We start from the raw sequence: 18,560 nt of genomic DNA on the forward strand, positions 1-18,560 counted from the left end.
TAACCGGGCAGAGGAGAGCCGCGTGAAGCTAACAACTGTGGCGATTGTTGCCGTCGACGGGTTCAGCCCTTTTCACTACTCCGTGCCCTGCATTTTGTTTGGCGACGGCGTCAGCGGTGAAAAGCGCTTTGATGTGCGCATCTGCGCCGAAACGCCGGGGATACTGACCTCTCGCGACGGTTTCGCCCTCAATGCGACGGAAGATTTTAGCGCCATCGCGCGGGCAGATATTGTGGTGGTGCCTTACTGGGCGCACGTCCTTCATCGGCCGCCGCAGACGCTGCTCGACAGTCTGGTGCAGGCCAGAAACCACGGCGCGGAGATAGTCGGGCTGTGTCTCGGGGCGTTTGTGCTGGGCTACGCGGGGATTCTGGACGGTAAACGTGCGGCGACCCACTGGGAGTTTGAACGACAGTTCCAGTCTTTGTTTCCGGCGGTTGGGCTGGATATCAATGCTCTGTATGTCGATGATGACCGCATTATTACCTCGGCAGGTACCGCGGCGGCGCTGGATTGCTGTCTGTACATTATTCGCCAGCGTTTTGGTAGTACGGTGGCGAACCAGATTGCCCGGCGGATGATCGTCCCGCCGCATCGCGAAGGCGGGCAGGCGCAGTACATCGCCCAGCCGGTGCCTGGAAATACTCGCGATGCGCGGATTAACGGCCTGATCGACTATCTTCAGCAACACATCACCGAACCGCATACCCTGGACTCGCTGGCGGAGGTGGTTTCAATGAGCCGCCGTACCCTGACCCGTCATTTTATCAAGGCGACGGGGATGAGCATCACCGACTGGCTCACCGCCGAACGCCTGCGCCGCAGCCAGCTATTGCTGGAAGCTGGCGCACTGTTGATCGACGCGGTGGCAGAGCAGGTGGGGTTTCTCTCGTCAGTGACCTACAGGCAGCAGTTTAAAGCGCGCTTTGGCGTCAGCCCGGCAGAATGGCGGAAAACCTTCCGCACGCGAGGATAGTCCGGTTAATCCCTTACCCCAGCCGCGCCAGCCTCGTCTCTCCCTGCGCCATCGACAGCTGATACAGTGAAAACGACCGGTGCTTTTCAATCAGCGTTGCCAGCTCTGGCGAGTGGCTGGTGAGCCAAATCTGGGTGTAGCGGCTGGCCTCGGCGATCAGGCTCGCCAGTGCAGGCAGCATCTGCGGATGCAGGCTGTTTTCCGGTTCGTTGAGCGCGATAAACGCCGGCGGGCGCGGGCTGAGCAACGCCACCGCCAGACAGAGAAAACGCAGCGTACCGTCGGAGAACTCCGCAGGCTCCAGCGGTCTGTTTAACCCCTCGCGCTGCATCATCATACGAAAGCGTCCATCCGGGTTGTCGCTGTAAAATACACAGCCAGGGAAAGCCTGGTCGAGGATGCGCATCAGCAACAGCTCGTCGCCGATTTCAACAATGGTCTGAAACGCTGCCGCCAGGTTCGCCCCGTCGCTGGCCAGCACCGGCGAGCGGAAGCCGGGCTGTGGGGCACGGATCGCCGAGCCAGATGAAACGGAAAATTCATGATAAAAACGCCAGTTACGCAGGGACTCGCGCATCTGCGACACTTCCGGGTAGAGATGCGGTTCGCCGAGCTGCCCGAACACCGATTCGTTCTCGTACAGGGTGCCGCTGTGGGTCACTTTTTCATGATGCACATTGTTCAGGAAAACGGCCTGATTTTTACGCTTCATCAGCTGCGACGAGGGCCGTCGATGGTGGCCGCTTAGCCAGAGTGATTCTTCTTTGATAACCGGGTCGAGCTGGAACTGAGACGGATAAGGCAGTTTCTCGACAAAGCCGACCTGTAATTCGTATTCCCAGGTCTCTGTTTCTACCGCCAGATTTATGCGCCGCAGCTGGTCGCTGCGCGTTTTGCCCGCCCAGAATGCCCTCAGGATCCCGCCTTCATCAGCCAGCGCCTGCGAAAACTGCCCCTGCGCCGCGCTGTGCATCAGGTGGATGGCCTTATAGATATTTGATTTCCCGCTACCGTTTGGGCCAATGATGATGTTGAGCTGCGCCAGATCCAGCGACAGGTCGCGGATGGAACGGTAGTTTTGAATGTGCAGGGTTTTGATCATTGGCGTATCCAGATTTACGGTTTAAACCTGTATAGAATTACAGTGTTTTAAGCAAAGTGCAAAAAAAAGACGACAGTGAGGGTGTCGTCTAAAAAGGGTACTGGTTGGGACCCCTCAGGACAGTGGGGCCTTCGCATTGTTACGGTCAGGCTATTGCCAACCGCAATCCCAGCGCGTCGGGATAGGGGGTAAAGTAGTTTTGCGTCTGCAGGTATTTATCCGGGTACTCCGCCAGATAGTGCTTCAGCAGCGTGATGGGGGCGAGGAGCGGTAACAGCCCGTTGCGATAGTTGAGGATCACCTCGCTTAACTCCGTGCGCCGACGGGAGTTGAGCTGCTCGCGGAAATAGCCCTGGATGTGCATCAGCACGTTGGTGTGGTTCTTGCGCGAGGCAGGCTGCCTGAGGATCGCCATCAGCTTTCCCCGGTAGGCGACAAAGAAATCGTCGAGGCTGTCCCACTCGTGCATGCGGGCGACAAACGGGCCAATCTCGCGATAGCCCGGCTGGTCGTGCGCCAGCAGTTGCAGCTTGTAGCGGCTGTGATAATCCAGTAGCGCGCGGCGGGTTAAGCCGTTTGCTCGCAGGGTGTTGAGCTCATAAAGGGCAAAAATACGTTCGATAAAGCTCTCGCGAAGCGCCGGGTCGTGCAGTCGACCGTCTTCCTCTACCGGCAGCCAGGGGTACATCTCCAGCAGGGCGGCGGTAAATAATCCGACGCCCTCTTTCGCGCCGCGATCGCCCTTTTCATTGTACAGCCGCACCCGTTCCATCCCGCAGCTGGGGGATTTGGCGCAGACGATAAACCCGGCCAGATCGCCGATTTTAGGCAGGTAATCGGCTGCAAAATCTGCCATTTTTTGCGTGACGTCATCATAAGGTTCATGGCAAAAACGCATTCCGATGTCGCCGACAGCGGTTTTGGTCAGGTGCAGCGCCGGGCGCGGCGTCGGCAGGCCGATCGCCATTTCCGGGCAAACCGGCCGGAAGCTCACCCACTGGGACAGCTCATCCATGACAAAGCCCATCCGCTTATGTCCGCCGTCAAAGCGAACGGCGGATCCGGTCAAACAGCCGCTAATACCGAGTACAGGTTTTGTTGTCATGGTGTGTACCTCCAGAGCCCTTCTTTAAAACTTACACAACATGACGAGTTTGTCCAGGTATTGGCGAGGCTACTTTTTATTATCGATAATTATCAATGGCTTTTAACTGCCCTTATAGGTCGAGTAACCGTACTGGCTGAGCAGGAGAGGAATGTGCAGTTTTTCGTTGGTGCGGGTCACGGTAAACAGCACCGGGATTTCCGGGAAGAATGATTCCAGCTTGTTCGCATGGAAATAATCTGCAGTTTTGAACGTCACTTTGTACACGCCGGGCTGCATATCCTGATCGGCCGGATAGAGCGATTTAATGCGGCCATCCTGGTCCGTTTTGCCGCTGGCAAGCGGGGTCCATGTATTCTGCTGCTGCTTTTCCAGCGTGACGGTCACGCCCGGTGGCGGGGTGCCGGTTTGCTGGTCAAGAATATGCACACTGAGGGTGCCGACAGGGGCGCTAAAGGCGGCAGGAGCAAAGGCCAGGGTGGCAAGGGCCAGCAGAGGGAGCATTTTTTTCATGGTGTTTTCCTGTTAAGTCGTCAGTGACAGGAAAACGTTAGCACTCCCGGCGCGGGAAAATATTCAACTTTCTGTGACAACTCCCGCAGGAGAAAATAATCAGAGGATAATCACCTCAAGGGAAAGCTGCTGCTGCCACTGCTCAACCTGCTTTTTGCGCGCAGCGGTGAGTTTACCGCGGGTGACTAACAGCCATTTACGGTCCGGGAAAATCTCCGGTGCCAGCGTGGCGGGGGGAATGGGCAGGATATCGATCCGGTGACCCTGGCCGGTGCGTACTAAGGCCTCGAGCCAGACTTCACACGGGTCGTTGAGGTGCCAGCCGCTGAGCAGGATATTGTCGCCCGCCGCTTTTTTATCGCCCTCGAGGCAAAACGAGGTGTAGGCGATGATGATGCCGTCGAGGATCTCGCGCAAGGTCATGGCGGCGGGTACGTTGGCCGACATCTGGCTGCGCAGCGGACGCAATACGTTGGCGACCAGCTCTGGCCGTGGATACTCACGGCCGGCATCGTAAATCATCTGGCGCAGGGCATCGATTTTACCCGCCTGCAGACGTTGCAGCATGTTCTGCTGCAGGGTTTGCCAGTTGTTGGTGCGACCGGCTGCAGGACGTTCCAGCAGCGCCTTCACCTGGCCTGGCGGGACGCCTTTTTTCACCCAGTCGAGGATTTTCAGCGCCTGCTGGACGTCTTCTTCGCTGTACAGGCGATGGCCGCCCTCGGTGCGCTGCGGCTTGAGTAAGCCGTAGCGCCGCTGCCACGCCCGCAAGGTGGTGGCGGTGATCCCGCTGAGTCTGGCGAATTCGCCAATGGAGTAAGCCATGCCTGCACCCGAAGAGGAGGAATAATCTTAATATACTACGAATATTTGCCGCCAGGATGAAGCGCCACCGCGCTGCACTACACTTTAATTCCAACCGCGCAAATGAAAGGAATTCTGATGAAACTATGGCCTGTTGTGACCGGTGTCGCCATTGCGCTGACGCTGGTTGCCTGTAAATCCCCCACGCCGCCTAAAGGCGTGCAGCCCATTACGGGCTTTGATGCCAGCCGCTATCTGGGCAAATGGTACGAAATCGCCCGTATGGATTATCGCTTTGAACGCGGGCTGGAGCAGGTGACCGCCACCTACAGCAAGCGCAGCGATGGGGCGATCCGCGTGCTCAACCGGGGTTATGATCCTGAGAAGGGCGAGTGGAAAGAGAGTGAGGGTAAAGCCTCGTTCACCGGCGCACCTACCACTGCGGCGCTGAAGGTCTCGTTCTTCGGCCCGTTCTACGGCGGGTATAACGTGATCAAGCTGGACGATGACTATAAATACGCGCTGGTCAGCGGCCCGAACCGCGACTATCTGTGGATCCTGTCGCGTACGCCAACCATCCCGGATGCCGTGAAACAGGATTACCTCAACACCGCGCGCAGCCTGGGCTTTAAGGTTGATGAGCTGGTGTGGGTGAAGCAGTAAAGATCGTGCTTTCTTCCTGGGGCGCTCTCCGGGGAAGTGACTAAACTTCCCTGAGGGCACACGGGAGATGAACATATGCACTGGCAACCCTTTCGCGGCACTGCGCCGAGTACCATGACCATTCACAGCGCGTCATTTCCTGATGTCAGCGACAGTTGGCCGATGAAAGACGAAGTGACCCGTGAGCTGAACGCCGTTGATAAGGCCTTAAAAGCGGACCCGCAGCTAATGCCGCCGATGGTGAAAAAAGACGCCAGCGGCGACGTGACCCTCACCTGCCAGCACAGCTGGTCTGAACAGGCTTTTGCCACCCGTCCGGCGGTTGTGGCCTGGCGTACCCGGCTGGTGCCGACGGCGCTGGCGCTGTACGCCATCCAGAACCCGCTGGATGAACATCTCCCCGACGGCACCCGAATGGACAGCAACAGCCGCCAGTGGTTTATCCACGCCAACGATGCCATCGGCATCCGCTCCCGCGCGCGGGTGCTGGCGGTGCTGGCCGAAAACTATCTGCGTAATGATATCGACAACGTCTGGGTCAGCCTCGCCAGCGGGGCAGCGATCCCGGTGCTGGAAGCGCTGCGTAATGCGCATCTGGACGGGCAAAAAGTGCATCTGACGCTGGTGGATTACGATCCGGTCTCGCTGCAGTGGGCGAAGAAAATGGTCGTTGCCGAAGGGCTGAAGATCGGCGAGCAGGTGACGATACTGGAACGTAATCTGATCCACGCCCTGATCCGCAGTGACGCTCTGGTGCAGGAGCTGGGCGAAGGCCACGTCGAGCTGGTGGATGCGCTGGGGATTTTCGAATATTTCAACGACACCGATGCGGTTACATTCCTGAAACACGTTCTGCGGCTGATTAAGCCCGGCGGGGCGATCGTGGTCTCCAATATGCTGACCAGCAGCCCGCAAATCGATTTTGCCCTGCGCTGCATTGGCTGGACGCCGATCTTCCCACGCACGCTACAGCAGCTGCAGGATATCCATCTCGCGGCGGGCATCGCGGTGGAAAATGTGACGGTAATCGTGCCGAAAGATGGGGTCTATGCGGTGATGGAGATTCGGGTGGGATGAGGGTGAATATCCTTTGCTCACCCTCACCAACGGTGTTCTAAATTTGAAACGCAACGCGTTTTCCTGTCGGGAGCTCAACATCCAGGCTCAGTTTCCCGCCCATCGCCTCTATGTAGCGTTTAAGCGTCGCGATTTTAAGCTCATTACCACGCTGTTCAAGTTGAGTGATGGCGGGCTGGCTGATCCCCATTACCTCAGCAACCTGCTTTTGCGACAGATGCCTGCCCCTCACAGCACGCTTTTACCGCCTCATAAAGCAGCCTGACCCCTGCAGATAACTGCTTGCGGTGCGGACAGATCATATTCAGCGGCGCTTTCTCGCCCTCGTAGTCCGTCATTAATACCTGCAGCCGACCGGCGCGGACATCTTCTGCGACATCCAGCCAGGATTTGTACGCCACGCCCGCGCCGGAGACCGCCAGGCGGCGGATCACCTCGGCATCGTCACTCATCATGGTGCCGCTGACGTTCACGTTTAAGACCTCATCGTGACGGAAAAATGTCCAGCGATCGTGAACGCGCCCGCGCAGGACAAACGTCAGGGCGTTGAGATGACTTAACGCATCGGGGTGCAGGACGTCACCGTGGCGGGCGACCCACTCGGGAGAGGCAACCAGCACGCGGCGGTTGGCGGGCGCGATGGGCAGGGATATATACGACGCATCCTCTGGCGTGCCGTAGCGAAAGGCGATATCGACCGGGTCTTTAAAGACATCGGCTACCTGATCGGAGAAAAAAAGCCGCAGGCGTAACGCCGGATAGCGCTCACCAAAGGACTGGAATACGGGCAGGAGTAAGTTGCGGCCTAAATCCGACGGAACGGCGATTTGCAGCGTGCCCGAGATCGCGTCATCCGGGGTGTGGATTTTTTGCATCCCGGCGTGCATCGCATCGAGCATCTGTCGCGCGTAGGGCAACCAGGCCTCGCCCTCGGGCGTCAAGCGCAGGCTGCGTGTCGAGCGGGCAAAAAGCCGGATTGTCAGGCACGACTCCAGTCGTTTGATTGCAGCGCTCACCTGCGCAGGCTGCACGCCCGCTTCCCTTGCCGCATCGCTAAAGCTGCTCAGGGCAGACACCCGAACAAACAGCACCAGGTCCTCAAGCCGAAACATTTTATTCTCCCGAGTATAAGTCTTATCGCCGCGAGGCTATTTTTCCTGCGACGGCCGCCGTTTACCATCAAATTATTGCGATACATCCAACGAATTAACGCCGGAGAAAGTATGAAAGCCATTGCCATTACCCGTTCTGCCCCGCAAAACATCGACTTCCTGCAGGAGATCGACCTGCCGCAGCCCGTGGCGACCGGTCACGATCTACTGATCAATGTCAAAGCGATCTCCGTTAACCCGGTGGACACCAAAGTCCGGGCTGGTTTTCAGGGCGAGACGCCGCGCATTCTGGGCTGGGACGCCGTCGGTGTTGTCACGGCGGTGGGCGAGGCGGTCACCCTGTTCGCGCCAGGGGATGAAGTCTGGTACGCCGGGGCGTTAGGCCGCGCAGGCAGCAACAGCGAATTCCAGCTGGTGGACGAGCGCATTGTGGCGCTGAAGCCCAAAACGCTGGATAACGCCTCTGCGGCGGCGCTGCCGTTAACGGCGATCACCGCATGGGAAATGCTGTTCGATCGTCTGGGTATCGAGGAGCAGGGTAACGAAGGCGATACGCTGCTGATTGTCGGTGCCGCGGGCGGCGTCGGGTCGATTCTGGTGCAGCTGGCGCGCAAGCTGACGAAAATGACCGTGGTCGGCACGGCATCGCGGCCTGAAAGCCAGCAGTGGGTCCGGGACGCGGGCGCGCATCACGTCATCGATCACAGCAAGCCACTGTCGGAAGAGCTGGCTGCCATCGGCATTCACGAGGTGACCCACGTCGCCAGCCTGAACAGCACCGAGAGCCATTACGCAGAGATCGTTAAAGCGCTGGCGCCGCAGGGGAAACTGGCGCTGATTGACGATCCGCAGACGCTGGATGCCCGGCCGCTGAAAGTGAAAAGCATCTCGCTGCACTGGGAATTTATGTTCACCCGCTCGATGTTTGAAACCCGCGACATGATCGCCCAGCATCAGCTGCTGACGCGCGTGGCCGGGCTGATTGACGACAAGGTCATCACCACCACGCTGGGTGAGCATTACGGCGCGATCAACGCGGCTAACCTGCAGAAAGCCCACGCGCAGCTCGAAACCGGGCGTGCGGTCGGCAAGATTGTGCTGGAAGGATTCTGAGATGGAATCGACTGACATCATCTCCATTATTGCGGTGCTGAAAGCCAAACCCGGAAAGACGCAAGCGCTGAAAACCGCCTTACAGGGGCTGCTGCTCCCCACCCGACAGGAGCCCGGCAACGTGGAGTATCAGCTTTTTCAGCTGCGCGACACGCCAGACTGTTTTTATGTCCGGGAGTCGTGGCGCGGACAGCAGGGGCTGGAGGCACACATTGCGCTGCCGCATTTCCAGGACTTTATCCTGCAAATGGATGACCTGCTGGCGGAGCCGCTGCGCCTGGATTACCTGACACCGGTGGAGCCTTAATAGCGTAAGCTCGTCGCAATTCTAAAATGGCAGGTAACCCCTGCCATTTTCACACCGCGTTATGCCCCGCTTTTTCACTTGCAGGCTCAGCTTCCCCGACACCACCTGTCAGTGTATCGCATTACCTTCCAACACCTGAACCGCCAAAATTTTGACTTAAGTTTCCGGCTGTTATGCCGTTAATGCTTACTAAATTCATGGTTAAAGCTGAATGCAAAGCAGGTTTCAAAACCTGATTCTGATGGTAAATGCATTCTGAACTGAGGGATCCAGGACACGATGAAAGAAAGCGTTACGAGCAAGCATTCCCTGCTTATTGAACGACTCTGCGAAACGTTTGGCGCGCTGTATCAGGGAAATATCATCGATAAAAACTGGTTTTGCGAGCGGTTCGACGTCACCGAGCGCACGGCCTATCGCGATTTAGCCCGCCTTTCACATGTGCTGGAAGAGGTCTCTCCCGGGCGATACAAGCTCAGCAAGCACTTGCTCCCGGCCCTGCACGTTGGACACCTTGCCGAGTTTGCCAGTTTTACCGGCGTGTCCCATCTGTTTCCGCACAGCGATGGCAGATCGTTACGTAAGCGGATGAAAAGCGCTGATAACCTGACGATTCGGGGGGCCAGCAGTCGGGAAAATCGACTCCTCAGCGACCTGATGGACAACCTCGATCGCGCCATTAGTGCGCTCAAGACCGTCACCTTTTCCTATCGGGGTAAATCGCGCGTGGTGCAGCCGTATCGGCTGATCAACCATTATGGCTTGTGGTATCTGGCTGGGGTTGAAGCGGGGCGGTTGAAGGCCTTTGAGCTGGCGCGCATTACCCGTTTTAACCTGTCCGACGTCCACTTTTATGCTGATGATGCCGTACGGGAAGAGCTGGACACCACCACGGGGATCCACTTTGGCGCACGTATCGACGCCACCCTGTGGGTGTCGGCCCATGCCGCGCAATATGTCACCCGCCGGGCGCTGTTCCCCAGCCAGCACATTGTGCAAACGCACCCGGATGGCAGCCTGACGCTCGCGACTACCAATAACGATAAACACACGCTCTTCCGCTGGCTACGCTACTGGCTCCCCGATATTCGTATTCTCGAACCCGCTTCGCTGAAAGAGAGTTTTGCCGACGATTTTCTGTCGCGCACGGCGAAAGCCAGTGAAATGAATGATGCGGAGTCGATCAGCTTAATCACTCTATAACTTGATGAGATCTTATTTCATGCTTGATTTAAATACGTCTCTCCACACGCAGTTATTGCTCAAGGCTGATGCTTTACTGGATCAGAACATTACGCCAGGAAAACCCGTTGTGGCTGCCTGGGGCTTGATGAATGCAGGTAAAAGCTATCTGCTGAATATGCTGACTAACCATATTCAGACCGAATGTTTTTGCACGAATGACATCCGCGAAACGGCGGAGCTGAAAGAGTTTGAAACGGACGATTTTATTTTCCTCGATACCCCGGGGCTTGATGCGAATAACGCGGATGATTTAATCGCGCTACAGGGTGCGGCTAAAGCGGATATCGTTTTGTTTGTGCATCAGCCACAGGGTGAACTGGAAAAAATCGAAGTCGATTTTTTAGGCAAACTTAAAGATTCCTTCGGGCAGTTTGCTGAGCAGAATATTATTTTAGTCCTGAGTAAATCAGATGTAGAAAGCGACACCGGCATCGCGGCGATTGAAAAGCGCATGCTGGAACAGTGTCGTGACGACCTCGGTTTTACCCCTCGCTGCTATGCCCTTTCCGGCTCGCGTTTTCACGCCGGTGTCATGCAAAAAAAGGACGGTCTGGTCCGTGCCAGTCACCTTTACGATCTGGCCCAGCATCTGGATGCACTGAATACCGATGCCAGCGCGGTCAAACGTGAGCGCCAGCGGGTGGCTATTGACGAAATCATTGCCGAATTAACCCAAGCCGAACACGCGATCCAGCAAAAATACGCCCACGCCGAACGCCAAATCCAGCAAGGATTTCAGCCTTTTGATAAGGCGATGAATGACTTCCGCGCGTGGATGACCCAAACCCTGAATAAATTCCCGGCCGTATAAGGAGAGAGAAAATGGCATTACCGTGGTTAATTGGCGCAGCGGTATTAGGCGTCGGCGCTCTGATCGCAGCGGCATCCAGTGATGATGACAGTTCGAATGGTAACGGCGATGACGAAGAGCGTAAGCGCCGGGAGCGGGCAGAACGTGAGCGTCGCGAGCGGGAACAGCAGGAAGAACGCAAGTCCATTAAAGCGGCGTTAAAAAGTGAAGGTGCCCGGCGTGCCGCCGACTTTACGCAAACGCTGTCAGGGTGGGTAGAGGTGAATTATCAAAGCCCGGCGCCGTTTAAAGCTGCCATTCTTCAGACGGGCAAGCAGTACAAACGCGTGGTGGCAGAGCATTTTGTCGACAAGGAAGAGCTCTCGATGCTGGATAGCAAAACGCGCCAGAACCTCAATGAATTTGAAGCCTGCTATGACGTTACGCTCACCATGACCGACGCCTTCGAGGACGTTGCTGATGAGATGACGGAATGGGACGTGCAATTGCAGGAATTGCAGGATTATCGCGAGCAGTTTGAACGTATTCGCCAGCATTTAGCTCGCTAAGCAGACAGGAATAACACCATGAACAACAAGATGCTGCGCGAGGATCTGCTGGCCTCTTTCAACAACCTGCAACAGCAGTTTGACTCCTCGCTGGATGAGGCAAAGGCGCTGGATACCCGTTTTGCTGCCCACTACCAGCAGTTTAATTCTAACCTGTCTGGCCTTCTGGCTAACGCCCGGGCCCGATTGCCGGACGCCAGCCCACTCAGCCAGTCCCTGAAAGGGTTTATCTCCGGGCTGGAAAAACTGGATAGCGACTGGAAAGCCAGCCTGGAAAACCAGAATAAAGGGCTGAGTTTTCGCAAAAATTTTGAGGACTCTCTGCTGGTCTATGTCTATGGCAAGGTGAAGTCGGGGAAAAGTTCGCTGGGCAATTATATGGCCTGGGGATATACCGATCCGACCTGCGAGCAGCAGCAGGACGACATCACGCTGAAGTATGAATCCCATGACAATACTGACGCGGAAAACGGCGATGCGCACAACGAAGCGGCGCAGCAGGGCAAATTCCGCGTCGGGGCAACCGAGGCGACCAGCTCGATCCAGAGCTTCCGTCTGCCGGGCCTGACCTGGGTGGATTCGCCTGGCCTGCATTCTGTGCGTTCACAAAATGGTGAACTGGCGAGAGAGCATGCCGATCATGCGGACCTGATCCTCTACACCATGAAGTCTGATGCGCCAGGCCGTGCCAGCGATTTGAACGAGATCCGCCAGCTGTTTGGTAAAGAAAAAAATATCATGCTGCTGCTCACAGGCAGCGATAAAAAGGAGCATGACTGGGATGACGTCAAAGACGAACCTATTGAACGCTGCGTGATGAAACCGCTGCAGGATCGCGTGCTGCAGCAGAATTTTGTCAAAGGTGAGCTGCAAAGCAGCGATATTGACGCCAGCCGCGTGGATATTTTGTCCATTTCTGCACGCTATGCGGAATTACATGCGGATGATAAGGCCGCGATCCACGATAGCGGCATGGGGCAGTTGTTTGCCCGCCTGCACGATATTTCTCAGGCGCAGGGCGTGCGGATGAAGCGCGCGGTGCCGATGACCAACTTCAAAAATTTTCTGACCCACTGCCTGACCGGGGTTAAGGCATATCACCAGCTGACCGGCGAGTTAAACGGTAATCTGACGAAGCTTGAAACAGACCTCGATAAGCGGGTTGTCCCTGCTGTTCGCGTCGCACAATCGGCCATGCGCAGTGCGATTCAGGCCCGGTTCGACGAGCTGGCAGCCAGCCGTGACGATGAGTATCAGATCAACGCCGCGTTAAAAATGGCGAAGACCCAGTGGGATCGTCAGATGGCTACGCTGATGGATTCCGCGCTGGACACCATCCTCACGCATGTGATGGCCGATTTTAAAGCGAACGTGACCTCGACCTGGACCTCCTCGTCGCTCTCTCTGCCGGCCTTCTCGGTTGAAAAAATGACCGAACAAATTCCGGATGGTTACAGCAAAAGCACCCGTGGCCGTAACGGTGGTATGGGCGCGCTGCTCGGTGGACTGGCGGGAACGATTCTGGGTGGTCCGTTAGGCACGGCTATCGGAGCCGGGCTGGGCGGGGGACTTGGTTCGATGGTGGGAGACCGCGCTCAGCAAACCACACGCACCATTGAGTTTGTGGTGGGCGACAACCTGAACGCGCTGCGAACGGAGGTGCTGGGCCTTTATCACGACGGCATCGAAAAACAGATTACGCACAACGTCGAGACGCTGATCAGTGCGTTAGTGGCGGATATGAAAGTGTCCTGTGCCAGCGTAAACGATGAAATTAAGAGCTTTGAGCGGGCGTTAAGCAAGCTGAAGGAAAGCGCCGAAAAACACTTAAGCCGTGAGGTGAACTAGCACCATGGACATGTCAGCTGCCGATCTTTTTCACACCTACGACCTGACGGCGAAGCTCGCAGGCCAGTACTCTGAACTGAGCCGCGAGTTTGCCGCGCTGCAGAAACAGTTTGACGATAAGCGTAACCAGCCTGATGCCAGCATCATGGTTTACGGCGTGTATAACGCCGGAAAAAGCACGCTGATCAATGCCCTGGTGGGGGAGCGCGTTGCCAAAACCGGCGACATTCCGCTGACCGACCGCGTGGATGCGTACCGCTGGCATAACAGCATGATCCTCGATACCCCGGGAGTGGATGCGCCGCTCAAACATGAAGCCGTTACCCGCGAGCAGATGCTGAAAGCGGACGCCGTGATTTTTGTCGTCAACCCGTCGGGTGCGGCGGAAGAAGAGAAGACGCTTCAGGTACTGATCGAGATTCTGCAGGCGAAGAAAAAGCTGTTTCTGGTGCTCAACGATAAAGACAGAATGGACATCGAGTCGTTAACGCGCCTCAAAAATGACATTCGTATTCGTCTGCAGACCCTGGCCGATGCGCAGGGGTTAACAGATGTGCTGCAGGCAATCCCGATTTTGCGCGTGAATGCCGAGATGGCGTTGCAAGCCAAACTGGAGAATCGCGCCGGGCTGCTGCGAATGAGCGAATTTCCGCTGTTTGAAGCGGAGCTGGAGGCATTCATCGCCAGCATCGACAGCCAGCATATCTATCGCCGTCTTGGCGGTGAACTGAAGGCGTTTCTGGAGCGCGTCCTCCTGGTGCTGGACAAAAACACCACCAGCGAAACCGTGCGCAGCTTTGATGCGTTGTTGAAAAACATCGTTGAGCAGCAGCATCTTTGTCGCAAAACGATAATCGATGAAGTTAAACGCCAGCGCGATGTGATGTATCAGGGCAGTAAAACCGCACTGCGTCAGGATCCACAGCAGGCGCAGATGAAAATTGATGCCCTGTTTAAGCAGGCCTGCGGGCAGATCGAAGGGGTGCAACAGCAGGAGACAACGTTCCTGGTTCAGCGTTTTGCCGATGATGTGGACAGCCTTCAGGCGACCATTTTAAGCCAGGCCAGTAGCGGTGCGGCGCAGGATATTCCGCACATGCCGGGCATGCAGGCGACGACCCATGTTGAGCAACCCGAAAAAGGCGGCATCAACGCGGATATGGTCAGCCAGGCGGTGAACTCGCTGAGTTCGATCGCCAAACCGGAACACATTGTGACGGGTCTTGGGGTGGTAAAAGACTGGCTGCCATCGCTGATGAAAGGGATCGGGCCAAAAACCATGGAAAAATGGGGCGCGATGGTGGTCGGCAAGTGGATCCCTTACGTCGGACCGGCCATCACGATTATCAGCTCGCTGTGGGGTATTTTTGCGGAAGATCGCGAGAGTAAACATGCGCGCGAACAGAGCGAGCAGTATCGCCGGGAGTGGGAGCGCTATCAGCAGGAGATGGAGGATTTCGCGACTACCATCGCCAATCAGTTCGACGCCAATGTGACTCGTATGGTGAATGAGGATTTAAATCTTCTGTTCAACGACATTCTGGATAAGGTCAAAGCCGCGCGGGAGATAGCCAGTCAGCAGGACAAGGTTCTGAGCGATCACGTGTTGGAAGCCCAGCGTCTTGCTTCCCTGCTGCGTCATTTTGCGTGAGTAACGAATCCCTTTCGCCCTTCCCCTGTAACGCCTGCGGCAAATGTTGCCGCAGGGTCAGTGCCAGCCCCGAAACCGCGTTCCTCGATCGTGGGGACGGGGTCTGCCAGCATTTTGTCGAAGAGACGCATCTGTGCGCCATTTATGAGACGCGCCCGTTGGTCTGCCGGGTAGAAGATTACTATCGTGCAAAGCTGAAAGAGGTTATTGCGTGGGATGACTTTGTTCGGCTGAACGTCGCGATATGCGAGAAGCTGTAATACGAAACGCCTTACCCTGCCGACATAAATCCTCTCAGCCGCGCAATCACCGATTCCCCCAGCGGCAAAAATCGTGAATCGGTCATCACCTGCAGTTCATCGGCGGAATTGATCGCCGTGATGTAGCTTTTACGAAACGCGGTCGGCGTCATGCGGCAGTATTTATTGAAGGCGAAAATCAGCTGCTTATGGCAGCTGAACCCGCAGGTGTAGCTGATGTCGGTGATCGGAATATGGGTATCTTTCAGCAGCCGCTTGGCCTTATTAATGCGGATCATGGTCAGATATTCTTTGAAGTTGTAGCCGCTGATCTTCTTAAAGGTGCGTGAAAAATGGTGATAGCTGACCCCGGCGTTATCGGCGATGGTGGTTAAGGTCAGTTCATCGTCGAAATGCTGGTTAATGAACTCGATGCCGTACTTCACCAACTGCTGATCTTTCTTTCTGATGGTGACTTGCTGGCGGTCATCCTGACGCTTGCCGGTGGCGGCAAGCGTGCCTAACAGCTGATAAACCAGCGAGATGCGGTCAAATGACGATTGCGCGCGCACCAGGTGCTCAACCAGCGCAATCACGCTATTTCTGAGCTGTTTGTCTGCGTCGCGTTCCTGATTAGGGGTCAGAGAGGCGTACTCCATCTGTGGGGCCGGGTGGGTCTCATCAAACAGGTTCGGCGCAAACTGCAGGGTTAACAGCTGGCTGTTTGGCGCGCGGGCTTCCAGAGAGTGGATCTCATCCGGGTTGATGTACAGCATCCCGCCTGCGGCAAAAACCGATGTGCTATGCCCGAGGGTGACAGAAAATTCCCCGGACAGAATGCAGATCAGTTCCGGCGCCGAGTGCCAGTGCGGTTCGCAGTAGAATACCTCGGCGGCGAACACGTTCAGCTTCTCCGCATCAAACGAGATCAGTTCGTAGCCGCTGCCTTCATGGATGGCGGTCGTTGCCTGCTGCGGCGAGTTGACCCGGGACCGGGCGACAGAAAAGGGGAACATCGCTAACTCTCCGTCAAATGAAGGCGGGGCGTGTCCCTCTTGCCAAAGCAAGAGGGAACTCAGGCTTTACTGCTGTGCTGCAGGCCCGGCAAGGGCGTTCGCCAGCTCCTGACGCGTGATATCAATAGTCAGGAATTCCGTTAAAGAGATAAACAGACCGAAGACCAGATCGGGCGCAATCGCACATAATTTTTCTCGCACCTGCTGCTCAGGCAGGCCATTTTTGCTGGCCACCAGCGTCACCACGCGGGCGAAGGCGGGTGGGTTGCCGATCAGTTGAGTCAGCGAATTATCAATTTTCAGCGGCGCGTAGCGCGGTGTTGCCCGCACGGCGATCGCGATACTCAATGCCGTATCCCGCGAGGAGCGTGCAATATGCAGCTGATACTCGCCGGAATCGACGACCCAGTCGCCGATGCCCGGGTGATAACAGGCAAAGTCCTGCCAGTTCAGCTCCAGAGTTACGGTTTTACTTTCACCGGGTTCGAGATGGACTTTGGCAAAGGCTTTGAGCGCCTTCTCTTCGCGCGCCAGCTCACCGGCCGGGGCAGAGAGATACAGCTGCACCACCTCTTTCCCTGCCATGTTGCCGCTGTTGGTGACGTCAACGCTGACGGTTACTGTCTTGCCTTCTTCCAGCTCGCGCACCGAGGTGGTCAGCCCGCTGTAGTCGAAGGTGGTGTAGCTCAGGCCAAAACCAAACGGGAACAGCGGGGTCAGTTTGCGGCGGTCATAGTAGCGATATCCCACGTACAGCCCTTCGCTGTAGTGATGGCGCAGGTTCTCGCCAGGATAGTTAAGCCAGGCCGGGGTCTCTTCAAGCGTATTCGGCACGGTGACCGTCAGCTTGCCGCACGGGTTGGCGCGGCCAAACAGGATATCGGCGACCGCGCGGCCCATGCCTTGTCCGCCAAAGTGGGTTTCGAGCAGCGCTTTGCAGTCGGACAGCCATGGCATCACCACCGCATCGCTGTTGGCCAGCACCACGATCAGGTTCGGCTGCTGTTGCGCGACGGCGCGGATCAGTTCTTCGTGTGCCGGCAAAATATGCAAATCCTGGCGATCGCCATTTTCACCGTCTTCGCCAATGGCGGTGCTGACAAACACAATCGCCACGTCGGCATTTTTCGCCACCGCAACGGCCTGCGCCAGCGCCTGCGGATCGCTGGCGTTATCCTCCGGCGTCCCGACCGCGTATTCGACGTTGAAGTCGCTGCCGGCCACTTCAAAAATCTCATCCAGCGGACGGTCGAGCATATACGGTACCGTGGTGGCACAACCCGAGCCCTGGATCACCGGCTCCTGCGCGGGCTTGCCCAGCACCGCGAGGGTGCGCTGTTTGCCTTTCTGCAGAGGCAGAATGGCATCTGCATTTTTCAGCAGGACGATGGATTCGGCCGCCAGGCGCTGCGCCAGTTGATGATGCTGGTGGTAATCCGCTTTGCTGCCCGGCTTGCGGTGGCGCTGCACCTTGTCGATCAGGGTCAGCATCCGCAGGCAGGCGGTGTCGAGAACCTCTGCGGGGATCTCGCCCCGGTTGATGGCTGCCAGTAAATCCTTCTTGTCGAGCTGGGTTTCCGGCATCGCCAGGTCGTTACCCGCCAGCAGGGACGCCGGGCGGTCTTTGATGCCGTACCAGTCGGACATCACCAGCCCGTCGTACTGCCATTCCGTACGCAGCACGTCGGTCAGCAGCCATTTATCCTGCGAGGTCTGCACGCCGTTGAGACGGTTGTAGGAGGACATCACCGTCCACGGATTCGCTTTCTCGATCGCGCGTTTAAAGCCCGCGAGATAGATCTCGCGCAAGGCCCGCTCTTCAATCACTGAATCCATTTCGGTGCGGCGGTATTCGGAGTTATTGGCGGCAAAGTGCTTCAGGCTGGCACCGACGCCGTTGTCCTGCAGGCCGTTGATCAGCGCGGCGGCAATGTCGCCACTCACCACCGGATCTTCGGAATAGTATTCATACCCGCGACCGGCCAGCGGCGTGCGGCGAATATTGATCCCCGGCCCGAGCAGGAGGCCAACGCCCATCTCCTGGCACTCCTGCGCCAGCGCGGCACCCATCTGATACACCAGCGAGATATCCCAGCTGCACGCCAGGGTCGAGCCGTTCGGGAAGCAGGTCGCCGGTTTCGATTTAGTGAACAACGCCTCGGAGCCGCCTTTGTGTTCTTCGTGCTCAACGTCGCCAGCACTCTGCGCGATCACGTCGAGAAAATCGGTGATGTTCCAGCTTTCGCCCTGTTCAATCTGGCTGGTGCTGTAACGCACCCCGTAGGTGCCATCGGTCATCACAATGTCTTCAATGCCGTGTCGCGGCAGGCTGGCGGTGCGCCACAGGCCACTTCCGCTAAGCAGGGCCACTTTGTCTTCGGCGCTCATGGCCGCAATAATCGCGTGAAAGTCAGTTTTCATATTTTTCCC

The 18,560-nt window shown here is 56.9% G+C and carries 18 protein-coding genes and 1 pseudogene; 11 read left to right on the top strand and 8 right to left on the bottom strand.

All coding sequences use genetic code 11. From position 1 onward, the window contains the following. Window positions 1-22: 22 nt before the first annotated feature. Window positions 23-976 (top strand): GlxA family transcriptional regulator, encoded by a 954-nt coding sequence (locus tag M8013_RS06010; protein ID WP_271266898.1) that lies wholly within the window; start codon window positions 23-25, stop codon window positions 974-976. 13 nt (window positions 977-989) lie between these two features. Here M8013_RS06010 and M8013_RS06015 read toward each other — a convergent pair whose 3' ends face one another. The 4 genes from M8013_RS06015 to M8013_RS06030 form a co-directional block, all read right to left on the bottom strand. Next, window positions 990-2,078 (bottom strand): AAA family ATPase, encoded by a 1,089-nt coding sequence (locus tag M8013_RS06015; RefSeq protein ID WP_271266899.1) that lies wholly within the window; start codon window positions 2,076-2,078, stop codon window positions 990-992. Between the two features lie 145 nt (window positions 2,079-2,223). After that, window positions 2,224-3,183, bottom strand: coding sequence for a YbgA family protein (locus tag M8013_RS06020; protein ID WP_271266900.1), 960 nt, complete (start codon window positions 3,181-3,183; stop codon window positions 2,224-2,226). 102 nt (window positions 3,184-3,285) lie between these two features. Continuing rightward, complete coding sequence (gene uraH / locus M8013_RS06025) at window positions 3,286-3,696, bottom strand: hydroxyisourate hydrolase (protein WP_271266901.1); 411 nt, start codon at window positions 3,694-3,696, stop codon at window positions 3,286-3,288. A 99-nt stretch (window positions 3,697-3,795) separates the two neighbouring features. Continuing rightward, window positions 3,796-4,521 (bottom strand): MerR family transcriptional regulator, encoded by a 726-nt coding sequence (locus tag M8013_RS06030; RefSeq protein WP_271266902.1) that lies wholly within the window; start codon window positions 4,519-4,521, stop codon window positions 3,796-3,798. A gap of 117 nt (window positions 4,522-4,638) precedes the next feature. Between M8013_RS06030 and M8013_RS06035 the strand changes: the two genes are divergently transcribed. Beyond that, window positions 4,639-5,163: a lipocalin family protein gene (locus M8013_RS06035; protein WP_271266903.1), complete on the top strand. Its 525-nt coding sequence runs from the start codon at window positions 4,639-4,641 to the stop codon at window positions 5,161-5,163. Window positions 5,164-5,238: 75 nt separating this feature from the next. Further along, a complete protein-coding gene (locus tag M8013_RS06040; RefSeq protein ID WP_271266904.1) occupies window positions 5,239-6,240 on the top strand; it encodes a class I SAM-dependent methyltransferase in 1,002 nt (333 codons plus the stop codon). A 37-nt stretch (window positions 6,241-6,277) separates the two neighbouring features. Here the strand turns inward: M8013_RS06040 and M8013_RS06045 are convergent. Together M8013_RS06045 and M8013_RS06050 are read right to left on the bottom strand one after the other, a co-directional pair. Next, window positions 6,278-6,457, bottom strand: a pseudogene (locus M8013_RS06045) (helix-turn-helix domain-containing protein); the annotation flags it as partial. Continuing rightward, on the bottom strand, window positions 6,435-7,352 hold the full coding sequence (locus M8013_RS06050) for a LysR family transcriptional regulator (protein ID WP_271266905.1): 918 nt from the start codon (window positions 7,350-7,352) through the stop codon (window positions 6,435-6,437). The gene M8013_RS06050 and the pseudogene M8013_RS06045, both read right to left, overlap by 23 nt. Window positions 7,353-7,463: 111 nt before the next feature. Between M8013_RS06050 and M8013_RS06055 the strand changes: the two genes are divergently transcribed. From M8013_RS06055 to M8013_RS23545, 8 genes are all read left to right on the top strand, one after another. Further along, complete coding sequence (locus M8013_RS06055; RefSeq protein WP_271266906.1) at window positions 7,464-8,465, top strand: zinc-binding alcohol dehydrogenase family protein; 1,002 nt, start codon at window positions 7,464-7,466, stop codon at window positions 8,463-8,465. A 16-nt stretch (window positions 8,466-8,481) separates the two neighbouring features. Then, on the top strand, window positions 8,482-8,772 hold the full coding sequence (locus tag M8013_RS06060) for a putative quinol monooxygenase (RefSeq protein ID WP_271267039.1): 291 nt from the start codon (window positions 8,482-8,484) through the stop codon (window positions 8,770-8,772). A gap of 279 nt (window positions 8,773-9,051) precedes the next feature. Next, window positions 9,052-9,975 (top strand): WYL domain-containing protein, encoded by a 924-nt coding sequence (locus M8013_RS06065; protein ID WP_271266907.1) that lies wholly within the window; start codon window positions 9,052-9,054, stop codon window positions 9,973-9,975. Between the two features lie 109 nt (window positions 9,976-10,084). After that, window positions 10,085-10,828 (top strand): GTPase, encoded by a 744-nt coding sequence (locus M8013_RS06070; protein ID WP_271266908.1) that lies wholly within the window; start codon window positions 10,085-10,087, stop codon window positions 10,826-10,828. Between the two features lie 11 nt (window positions 10,829-10,839). Then, on the top strand, window positions 10,840-11,376 hold the full coding sequence (locus M8013_RS06075; protein ID WP_271266909.1) for a hypothetical protein: 537 nt from the start codon (window positions 10,840-10,842) through the stop codon (window positions 11,374-11,376). An 18-nt stretch (window positions 11,377-11,394) separates the two neighbouring features. Continuing rightward, on the top strand, window positions 11,395-13,224 hold the full coding sequence (locus M8013_RS06080; protein WP_271266910.1) for a dynamin family protein: 1,830 nt from the start codon (window positions 11,395-11,397) through the stop codon (window positions 13,222-13,224). 4 nt (window positions 13,225-13,228) lie between these two features. Then, window positions 13,229-14,875: a GTPase gene (locus tag M8013_RS06085; RefSeq protein WP_271266911.1), complete on the top strand. Its 1,647-nt coding sequence runs from the start codon at window positions 13,229-13,231 to the stop codon at window positions 14,873-14,875. Next, window positions 14,872-15,135 carry a YkgJ family cysteine cluster protein gene (locus M8013_RS23545; RefSeq protein WP_271266912.1) on the top strand — a complete coding sequence of 88 codons (264 nt, stop codon included), beginning with the start codon at window positions 14,872-14,874 and terminating at the stop codon, window positions 15,133-15,135. Before M8013_RS06085 ends, M8013_RS23545 begins: the two co-directional genes overlap by 4 nt. Before the next feature lie 11 nt (window positions 15,136-15,146). Here the strand turns inward: M8013_RS23545 and M8013_RS06095 are convergent, their stop codons facing one another. Next, on the bottom strand, window positions 15,147-16,130 hold the full coding sequence (locus tag M8013_RS06095; RefSeq protein WP_271266913.1) for an AraC family transcriptional regulator: 984 nt from the start codon (window positions 16,128-16,130) through the stop codon (window positions 15,147-15,149). Between the two features lie 66 nt (window positions 16,131-16,196). Next, complete coding sequence (locus tag M8013_RS06100; RefSeq protein ID WP_271266914.1) at window positions 16,197-18,551, bottom strand: beta-glucosidase family protein; 2,355 nt, start codon at window positions 18,549-18,551, stop codon at window positions 16,197-16,199. Between the last annotated feature and the right edge of the window lie 9 nt (window positions 18,552-18,560).

Origin of the sequence: Silvania confinis (assembly GCF_025564085.1) — a bacterium.
GTDB lineage: Bacteria > Pseudomonadota > Gammaproteobacteria > Enterobacterales > Enterobacteriaceae > Enterobacter > Enterobacter confinis.